Source organism: Amycolatopsis sp. NPDC043889 (assembly GCF_056435645.1).
Genome location: NZ_JBWKEC010000007.1, coordinates 314,188 through 322,326 on the forward strand (window position 1 = coordinate 314,188; position 8,139 = coordinate 322,326).

An 8,139-nucleotide genomic window follows, 5' to 3' on the forward strand; every position below is an offset into this window, starting at 1 on the left:
CGAAGTGCCGGCCACGAGGCTGGTCCCATGAGTACAAAACCTGAGCGCGTCACCGTGATCGGCCTCGGCAACCTGGGCCACGCGCTGGCTGAAACCTTCTTGCGCCAAGGGCTTCCCACGACCGTTTGGAACCGCGACGCCACCAAGGCGGACGCGCTCGTCGCGGCAGGCGCGACGGCGGCGGCGACCGCCGCGGAGGCGATCGCGGCGGGCGACCTCGTGATCGTCGCGCTGCTCGATGCCACCGTCGCCCGGCAGGTCCTGACGACGGCAGGCGATGCCGTCGCCGGGCGCGCGCTGGTCAACGTCACCTCCGGTGGGCCGGAGGACGCGCGGGAACTGGCCACCTGGGCGGCTGAACACGGCGCGCGGTACCTGCACGGAGCCGTCTACGCGGTGCCGCAGACGATCGGCACCGCCGGATCGTCGATCAGCTACAGCGGTGACCAGGCCGTTCACCGGCGTTGGCAGCCGAAGCTGGATCTGTTGGGGAAAGGCACTTTCCTCGGCGCCGACGCCGGTCTCGCGTCGGGCTACGACGTTGCGATCCTGGCCGGGATGTACGGCATGATCGGCGGTTTCCTGCACGCCACGGCGATGGCGTCGGCGGCCGGGGTGCGCGCCACCGAGCTGACGCCGATGCTGCTGTCCTGGCTGGCGGATTCGTTCCCGGCGCTGACCACCTTCGCCGAGGAGATCGACCGCGGCGGATACACCGGTGGCGAGTCCAGCCTGGCCATGAACCAGGCGGGGCTGAGCACGATCATCCGGGCCAGCCGGGCGCTGGACGTTCCGGCGGACACCCTGCTCCCGATCAAGGACCTGATCGACCGGCAGATCGCGGCCGGGCACGGCGCGGCCAGCCTCTCGCGTGCCGTCGAGTCCTTCCGGAGCGCCGCATGAGCACGACGACCCGGGACTTCGGTGAGCTGGAAGCCGAGTTCGACACCTACGTCGGAGCCATCAACTACGCCACGATGGTGACCGTCGACGCCGAGAACCGCCCGCGAACCCGGGTGCTCATCCCGGTGTGGGAGACGGTGGACGGTCGTCCGCTCGGCTGGCTGGCCACCTATCGGACCCCGGTGAAGGCGGCCCATCTCGAGGGCAACCCGCATACCAATTTCTCTTACTGGGCGCCGGGGAACAACTCGGTGGCGGTCGACGCGGTGGCCGTCTGGGACAACGAGCCCTCGGTCAAGGAGCATGTGTGGGACCTGTATCGCAAGACCAGCCCACGCGGCGCCGGCTACCCCCTCGGCAATTTCTGGCATGCGCCGTCCGATCCGCGGCTGCATGTGCTGCGCCTGACGCCGTGGCGGATTCAGGTGATCCGCGGTGCCGACCTGCGCAGCCGGATCTGGCGAGCGGACCGGAACGAGTAGCCGGGTCGTCGTGGGTGTTCCGGGCCGCCGGAACGACCTGGAACACCCACGACCTCCTGCCACGCCTCACGCGAGGCGCGACGCGCACGAGGGCCGCGCGCTCGGTCATGAAGGGCACAGCCGACGGGACCAGGTCCCTTCATGACACCCCCAGTGGCGGGCCCTCGCGGGCCCGCCTCAGGAAAGGCAGAGTTCGTTGCCCTCCGGGTCCGCGATGGTGATCCACTCCGCGGGCCCTTGCTTGCCGCGGTGCAGGAACGTCGCACCGCGCGCGGTCAGCCGCTCGAGCTCGGCCTCGATCTTGTCCGCCCCCATCCGGATGTCGAGGTGCAGGCGGTTCTTGACCGTCTTCCCCTCCGGCACCAGCTGGAAGAGGAACCGCTGCTTGGTCTCGGGGTGGACGATCGCCGCGCCGTCCTTCCACACCAGGACGCCGTTGTGCGTGGTCGTCGCTTCCTCGGAGGCATACCCCTTGGCGATCATCTCGCGGATGAACTCCTCGTTGCTCTCCTCGACCCGCCAGCCGAGCATCTCGGCCCACCAGTCGGCGAGGTCGTGCGGATGAGCGGAGTCCACGGTCACCTGGAAGTCATACGCCATACCGGCACATTAACGACCCGCCCCGACAATTCCGGGCGGTCATGCCCGCTGACCACGGTGAACCGCCATTTGTCGACCCCGCCGCCGATGATCTCGGCGTAGCGCCGGGCACCGTCCGCGTTGGCGAAGCGCACCTGCTGCCCGTTGGTGAGATGGGTGATCTTGACCGCCATCCGTGCCTCCCTGAAGTCCGGTGCCGGCCCGCGGAGCTTCCCCCTCTGGGGCCGGCGCCGACAGTAGAACACATGTTCGACACTGGTCGCCAACCCAACCCCCCGCGCGGGTCATCGACGCATGGTCACCCGTGGCCACGCGTCCAGGCCACGGGCGATTTCGTGGTCCCGGACGGCACGCAGGCCCTCTGTGAGGGTCTCCTCGTCGAGCGTCGCGAAGCCGAGCTGGGCGTAGTACGGCGCGTTCCACGGCACCTCGGCGTACGTCGTCAGCGTCAGCCCGGCGAGCCCTTCGCGCGAAGCCCACTCCGCGGCGTGCTCGATCAGCCGCCGCCCGAGGCCCCGGCGCGCGTGATCCGGGTGGACGGACACCTGCTCGATGTGGCCGTGGCCGTCGACGACCTCGGCGAGCAGGTACGCCACCGGCCCGTCGCCCGCGTCCCACACCCAGGCCCGGCCCGCGCGCTGGAAGGTCGTGAGGTCCGCGATCGATGGCGGGTCGTCGTCGGCGATCGCGGCCATGCCGAGCGCGCGGAACGGTTCGCCGGCGGCGCGTTCGATGTCCTGGAGTACGGGAAGGTCTTCGGAGGTGGCGAGTCGGATCACGGATCGAGTTCTACCTCGCCGCGGCGCGTGGAGGCGCGTGAATTAGGGGCTTCGGCGGGGGACACGCGTGTTTGGAGGGCGATCTCGCGTGATTGGGGAGCGATCTCGCGTGATTGGAGGGCGATCTCGCGTGATCAGAGGGCGAACGATGAGACGGCGCGGTGGATCCTTCTCGCGTACGACTGGAGCGCGACGATCGCGGCCCGCTTCGCGGCGTCGCCGATCCGGGTGGCGGGGGCGGCCAGTGTCAGCACCGCGGGCCGGTGCCCGGTGCTCGGGATCGGCACGGAACACGACCAGACGCCGTCGTCCAGCTCGCCCCAGCTGACCGCGAACCGGTTCGCCCCGGCGCGTTTGACCTCTTCCCGCACGCTCGGGCCGCGGCGCTGGACGATCGACGAAAGGCGCCTTTCGCGTTCGCCCTCCGGCAGCATGGCGAGCAGCATCTTGCCCGACGCGCCGGTGCCGAGCGGGACTGAATGCCCCGGCTGGAAGGTGAAGCGCATCGCGCGTTCGCATTCGACCCGGTCCGCGCAGACCGCGGATTCGCCGAAATGCTGGAACAGCAGCACTGTCTCGCCGAGGTCGCGGGCCGCCTCCTCCATCGCCGGACGGGCCAGCCGGGCGAGGTCGTTGGCCAGTTGCGCGGCCCGCGCGAGCGGCATCACCTGGCTCGTCACGTGGTAGCGCCCCGTCCGGCCCTCCTCCAGGAGCTGGAGTTCCTTCAGCAGCGCGACATAGCGATAGGTCGTGGCGACCGGGGTGCCGATCCTCGCCGCGAGCTCGGCGACGCTCGCGTCCCAGCGGCGTTCGGAAAAGGAGAGCAGCAGCTGCAGTACTTTGCGCGAGCTGCTGGCGCCGGGGGTGCGTTTCGGCGGGGCGGTGGTGTCCAGGGATCGTGCGGCAGGCGTCATCTCGACCTCTCGCCGGAGAATCACGAAGAGTCAAGAAACTAGCACATTGTGTGAATTGCCGACCAGGGTCTTTGGTCCACGAACAAGCGGACTTCTTGCTAGGTTCGGCCCATGGAAAAGCCCTTGGCAGGCAAGATCGCGTTGGTCGCCGGGGCGACTCGCGGGGCCGGGCGGGGAATAGCGGTCCAGCTGGGCGCCGCGGGCGCGACCGTTTACGCGACCGGTCGCAGTACCGGTTCCCGGCGATCGGAAATGAATCGCCCGGAGACGATCGAGGAGACCGCGGCGCTCGTCGACGAAGCGGGCGGGCGTGGGATCGCGATCGGTGTGGACCATTTGGCGGCGGACCAGGTCCGCGAACTGGTGGAACGGATCGACGCCGAACAGGGCGCGTTGCACGTGCTGGTCAACGATATCTACGGGGCGCCCATCGAATGGGGCAAGACGGTCTGGGAGTCCACTTTGGACGTCGGGCTGCGGACGCTGCGGCTCGCCGTCGACACCCATGCCATCACCAGCCATTTCGCGCTCCCGCTCATGATCAGGAATCCGGGCGCGCTGGTCGTCGAGGTCAACGACGGGACCGCCGGGTACAACTCGGAGAACTACCGGGTTTCGTTCTTCTACGACCTCGCCAAGACCGCGGTGAACCGGATGGCGTTCGCGCTCGGGCACGAGTTGGAACCGCATGGCGGTACCGCGGTGGCCGTCACGCCGGGCTGGTTGCGTTCCGAAGCGATGCTCGACGCTTATCGGGTGACCGAAGAGAATTGGCGGGACGCGACGAAGGTGCAGCCGCATTTCGCCATTTCTGAAAGCCCGGCGTTCGTCGGCCGGGCGGTCGCCGCACTGGCCGGTGACGCGGAAGTCGCCCGCTGGAACGGGAAATCGGTGTCCAGTGGCGAATTGGCGAAGGAATACGGATTCACCGACCTCGACGGCAGCCGTCCCGATTGCTGGCGCTATCTCGTCGAGGTCCAGGACCCCGGTCTGCCCGCGGACGTCACCGGCTACCGCTGAACCTCCCGGCGCAGGAACGGCGTGAGCAGGCCGGGGGCGGCCTGCTCCGCCATCGCCAGCCCGGCCGATTCGCCGACGTCGACCACCTGATAACCGCCCTTGCCCGCCGCGATCGGGGCCGTCACGGTGATCAATCCGGCACGGCGCTGGAAGAAGGAACGGCTGACGACGACGCCGGTGACCCCCTCGCGCCGGATCGCCACCGTCGCCCGCGCCAGGGAACCCGATCGGCTGACCAGGTACCGCCCGACGATCGCGTGGCCGAGGTTGCGGTGGCGGTCCCAGCCCACCAGCGCGGCGAGCGGGACCAGGCCGAGCGCGACCTGCCACATCCACGACGGCAGGAAATCGATCCACGCCAAGCCGAACAGGGTGGCGGCCAGGATCAGCACGCCACCCACCGCGCGGGTGAGCCGCCTGGTCAGCGCCCGCCACGGATGCCGGTTCAGCGGGACGGTGGCCGGGTCGAAGTTCTCCCGCAGCACTTCGGCCGCGACCTCGTGGACCCGGCCGACGGGCGCCGGCGGCAGCAGAAGCCCACCGCCCTTGTCCCCGCCTTTGCCCTCACGCAGCCCGCCCACGATCGCGGTGAGCCGCGCCCCGCCGGCGATCCGCAGCGGCAGGGGCTCCTTCACCTCGACGCCGCGAAGCCGGTCTTCTTCGATGGACACCGAACGCGTGGTGATCAGCCCGCGCCGGACGTGCAGGGTGCCTTCCGTCTCCCGGGTGAGCTTGAAGTTCCAGAACGACAGCACGTAGCCGCCGACGGAGAGCAGGGAGACGACCACGAGCAGGGCGACCGCCGCGACGACCACGATCAGCCACACCGCCGTGTTCGCCAGATCGTCCATGAGATCCCGCAGCGGGCCGACGTTCTCCGGGGCGATGTTCAGCTGGTGCGCGAAATGCCAGACCGCGGCGAAGATCGCGCCCGCCACGGCGAGCCCGGACAGCGTGAACGGCGCGTACCGAACCCATTTGCAGTCGACCTCGGCCACGACCTGCTCGGGAGGCGGGGCGGTCTCAGTGGTCTCCTTGCGGTGCAAGAGAACCGTGCGCAGCCGGTGGGCCTCGGCCTGGCTGACGGCGTCGAGCACCAGCTGATCGCCGTTCGCGCCCTGGGCGGGCGAATGCCGTCCGGTGCCGATGCGCACGGCGCTGAGGGAGAACAACCGGTGCTTGGGTTCCGAGGTGACGTCGACCGTGCGCACCCGGTCCAGCGGGATCGCGCGATGCTTGCGCAGCAACAGTCCCGTGGTCCATTCCACCTGGCCGTCGGCGATGCGGTACCGGGAAGTGAGCACGTGCGAGACACCGACGAGCACGGTCAGCGCGGTGACGCCGAGCCCGAACCATTCCCAGCCGTTGCCCCGGCCGAGGACCACCGTCCCGATCAGCACCGGCAGTGATTTCACGACGTCGAGCACCGGCCTGATCAGCAGCATCCGGCGATCGAGCCGGCGCCACTGGCCGACGGCGGCGTCCGGTGGTGCCTCGGTGCTCATGTCGCGTCACCGGGAGTGGCCTGCGTGGTCTTCGTGAGTTCCGCGGCGAGCTTCAGCGCTTCGGCGTGGTCGAGACCGGCGATCTTGACCGGACCCGCGGCCGACGCCGTCGTCACGGTGATCTTCGCCAGCCGGAACAACTGCTCGACCGGGTCGCGTTCGATGTCGACGGTCTGGATCCGCGAGATCGGCGCGATCCGCCAGTCCTGGCTGAGCCAGCCTTCCTGGGTGTACACGGCCTCGCCGGTGACCTCCCAGCGGTGGACCCGGTAGCGCCACTGCGGCATGACCAGCAGATGCAGCGGCGCGACCACGCAGGAGATCGTCAAGGTCACCGTGAGCCACGTCGGCGCGTCGTCGCTCGTGATCACGAACACCGCCTGCGCGCCGATGAGGATCACCCAGCCGACCGCGGCCCACACCGTCCAGTAGCCGATGGCGCGCCTGCTCACCCGGTTGGCGGGCGGGCGCAGGCCGAGCGTCTCTTCTGTCACCCCTCCAGCCTGCACCACGTCCGAGTGGACCGCCCACGACAGCTGTCACGGACCGATAGGATCCAAGCCACCGTCGGCGGAATGGATACCCCCTATCGGGGCGTTGCCACCTGCTAGACGGTCGTACCCACGAAACCTGGAGGATCTGGTGGCGCTGGACCCGGAAGACCTGTACGAGGTGGACTCGGACGTCCCTGACCTCGGCGGGGCCGTGCTCCTGCACTACTTCGACGGCTTCATGGACGCGGGTTCGGCGGGCAAGCTCGTCGCCGAGCAGCTGCTGAACTCCTCCGAGCACCGGGTGATCGCGCGCTTCGACGTCGACCGCCTCATCGACTATCGCTCGCGCCGCCCGGCGATGACCTATTCGATCGACCACTGGGAGGCCTACGACGCCCCCGAACTGGTCGTCCACCTGCTGCACGACGCCGACGGCGTGCCGTTCCTGCTGCTCACCGGGCCGGAACCGGACCACGACTGGGAGCGGTTCTGCGCGGCCGTGCGCGGGCTGGTCGAACGCTGGGACGTCCGGCTCACCACCGGTTTCCACGGCATCCCGATGGGCGCGCCGCATACCCGCCCGCTCGGCGTGACCGCGCACGCGACGCGGAACGAACTCGTCGGCGAACACCGTCCGCTGCCGAACCGGATGCAGGTGCCGGGCAGTATCGCCGGGCTGCTGGAGTTCCGTTTCGGCGAGTGGGGGCACGACGCGTCCGGGTTCGCGGCGCACGTGCCGCACTACCTGGCGGACTCGACGTACCCGAGCGCCGCGCTGAACCTGCTCGGCGCCGTCGCCGCGGCGACCGGGCTGAACCTGCCGGACGGGGACCTGCGGGAGGCCTCGCACGAGGCGGAGGCCGAGATCGCCCGCCAGGTCGCCGGATCGGAGAAGGTCGCCGACGTCGTACGCGCGCTGGAGCAGCAGTACGACACGTTCATGGAGGCGTCCGGCAAGGAGAGCCTGCTCGCGGAGTCGGTCGAGCACATGCCGACCGCCGAGGAACTGGGCAACCAGTTCGAGCGGTTCCTGGCCGAGCAGAACGGCGGGGAGACCCCGGAGCGCTGAGGGCTCCAATAGCGTTGGTCTTCATGTACTTGGGGGTGATGGGCGGCCTTCACCACCTCTGGGGCTGCCACGCTCGCTTAGGTGCGTTCTGCCGGTGCGCTGGCGACACGCGTGACTGGACGGCCGACTCGCGGCGGCCCCCTGGCCACGTGTGTGTCGTCCATCCAGTCACGCGTGTCGTCCGCCGGATCACGCGACATCGCCGGTGCTGCACGTCGTGAGTGGTGTTTCGGGTTATTGAGGGGAAGGGCGAATGTGGCGTGACCGAGCCTCTGCGGTGAAGGACCCCTTCACTGGCTCAAGGCAGAGGCGGCCTTCGCGGCCGTGGTTCTGGACTGGCCGACAGGAGCCGACCGCGCCCCCGAGTGTCCAC

General features: G+C 69.5%; 10 protein-coding genes. 4 read left to right on the top strand and 6 right to left on the bottom strand.

What is annotated here, in order from left to right; genetic code table 11:
• The first annotated feature begins 27 nt into the window (after nucleotides 1-27).
• The gene (locus AC0685_RS17230; protein ID WP_478226398.1) at nucleotides 28-903 is read left to right on the top strand and encodes an NAD(P)-dependent oxidoreductase; all 876 of its coding nucleotides are present in this window, start codon (nucleotides 28-30) and stop codon (nucleotides 901-903) included.
• Nucleotides 900-1,385 (top strand): pyridoxamine 5'-phosphate oxidase family protein, encoded by a 486-nt coding sequence (locus tag AC0685_RS17235; RefSeq protein ID WP_478226399.1) that lies wholly within the window; start codon nucleotides 900-902, stop codon nucleotides 1,383-1,385. Before AC0685_RS17230 ends, AC0685_RS17235 begins: the two co-directional genes overlap by 4 nt.
• A gap of 177 nt (nucleotides 1,386-1,562) precedes the next feature.
• On the opposite strand, the gene AC0685_RS17240 is transcribed toward AC0685_RS17235, so the two are convergent.
• The 4 genes from AC0685_RS17240 to AC0685_RS17255 form a co-directional block, all read right to left on the bottom strand.
• On the bottom strand, nucleotides 1,563-1,985 hold the full coding sequence (locus tag AC0685_RS17240; RefSeq protein WP_478226400.1) for a VOC family protein: 423 nt from the start codon (nucleotides 1,983-1,985) through the stop codon (nucleotides 1,563-1,565).
• Nucleotides 1,964-2,158 carry a hypothetical protein gene (locus AC0685_RS17245; protein WP_020631236.1) on the bottom strand — a complete coding sequence of 65 codons (195 nt, stop codon included), beginning with the start codon at nucleotides 2,156-2,158 and terminating at the stop codon, nucleotides 1,964-1,966. The genes AC0685_RS17240 and AC0685_RS17245 overlap by 22 nt, the downstream gene beginning before the upstream one ends.
• A 111-nt stretch (nucleotides 2,159-2,269) precedes the next feature.
• The gene (locus AC0685_RS17250; RefSeq protein ID WP_478226401.1) at nucleotides 2,270-2,764 is read right to left on the bottom strand and encodes a GNAT family N-acetyltransferase; all 495 of its coding nucleotides are present in this window, start codon (nucleotides 2,762-2,764) and stop codon (nucleotides 2,270-2,272) included.
• 134 nt (nucleotides 2,765-2,898) lie between these two features.
• On the bottom strand, nucleotides 2,899-3,678 hold the full coding sequence (locus tag AC0685_RS17255) for an IclR family transcriptional regulator (protein WP_478226418.1): 780 nt from the start codon (nucleotides 3,676-3,678) through the stop codon (nucleotides 2,899-2,901).
• Nucleotides 3,679-3,789: 111 nt separating this feature from the next.
• On the opposite strand from AC0685_RS17255, the gene AC0685_RS17260 reads away from it, so the two are divergent.
• Nucleotides 3,790-4,698, top strand: coding sequence for an SDR family oxidoreductase (locus AC0685_RS17260; protein ID WP_340683817.1), 909 nt, complete (start codon nucleotides 3,790-3,792; stop codon nucleotides 4,696-4,698).
• On the opposite strand, the gene AC0685_RS17265 is transcribed toward AC0685_RS17260, so the two are convergent.
• The gene (locus AC0685_RS17265; protein WP_478226402.1) at nucleotides 4,689-6,203 is read right to left on the bottom strand and encodes a PH domain-containing protein; all 1,515 of its coding nucleotides are present in this window, start codon (nucleotides 6,201-6,203) and stop codon (nucleotides 4,689-4,691) included. The two genes, AC0685_RS17260 and AC0685_RS17265, sit on opposite strands and share 10 nt — an antisense overlap.
• Nucleotides 6,200-6,739 carry a PH domain-containing protein gene (locus AC0685_RS17270; RefSeq protein WP_478226419.1) on the bottom strand — a complete coding sequence of 180 codons (540 nt, stop codon included), beginning with the start codon at nucleotides 6,737-6,739 and terminating at the stop codon, nucleotides 6,200-6,202. Before AC0685_RS17270 ends, AC0685_RS17265 begins: the two co-directional genes overlap by 4 nt.
• A 106-nt stretch (nucleotides 6,740-6,845) precedes the next feature.
• Here AC0685_RS17270 and AC0685_RS17275 point away from each other — a divergent pair, with 106 nt between their 5' ends.
• Nucleotides 6,846-7,766, top strand: coding sequence for a proteasome assembly chaperone family protein (locus AC0685_RS17275; RefSeq protein ID WP_340683814.1), 921 nt, complete (start codon nucleotides 6,846-6,848; stop codon nucleotides 7,764-7,766).
• The last annotated feature ends 373 nt before the right edge of the window (nucleotides 7,767-8,139 follow it).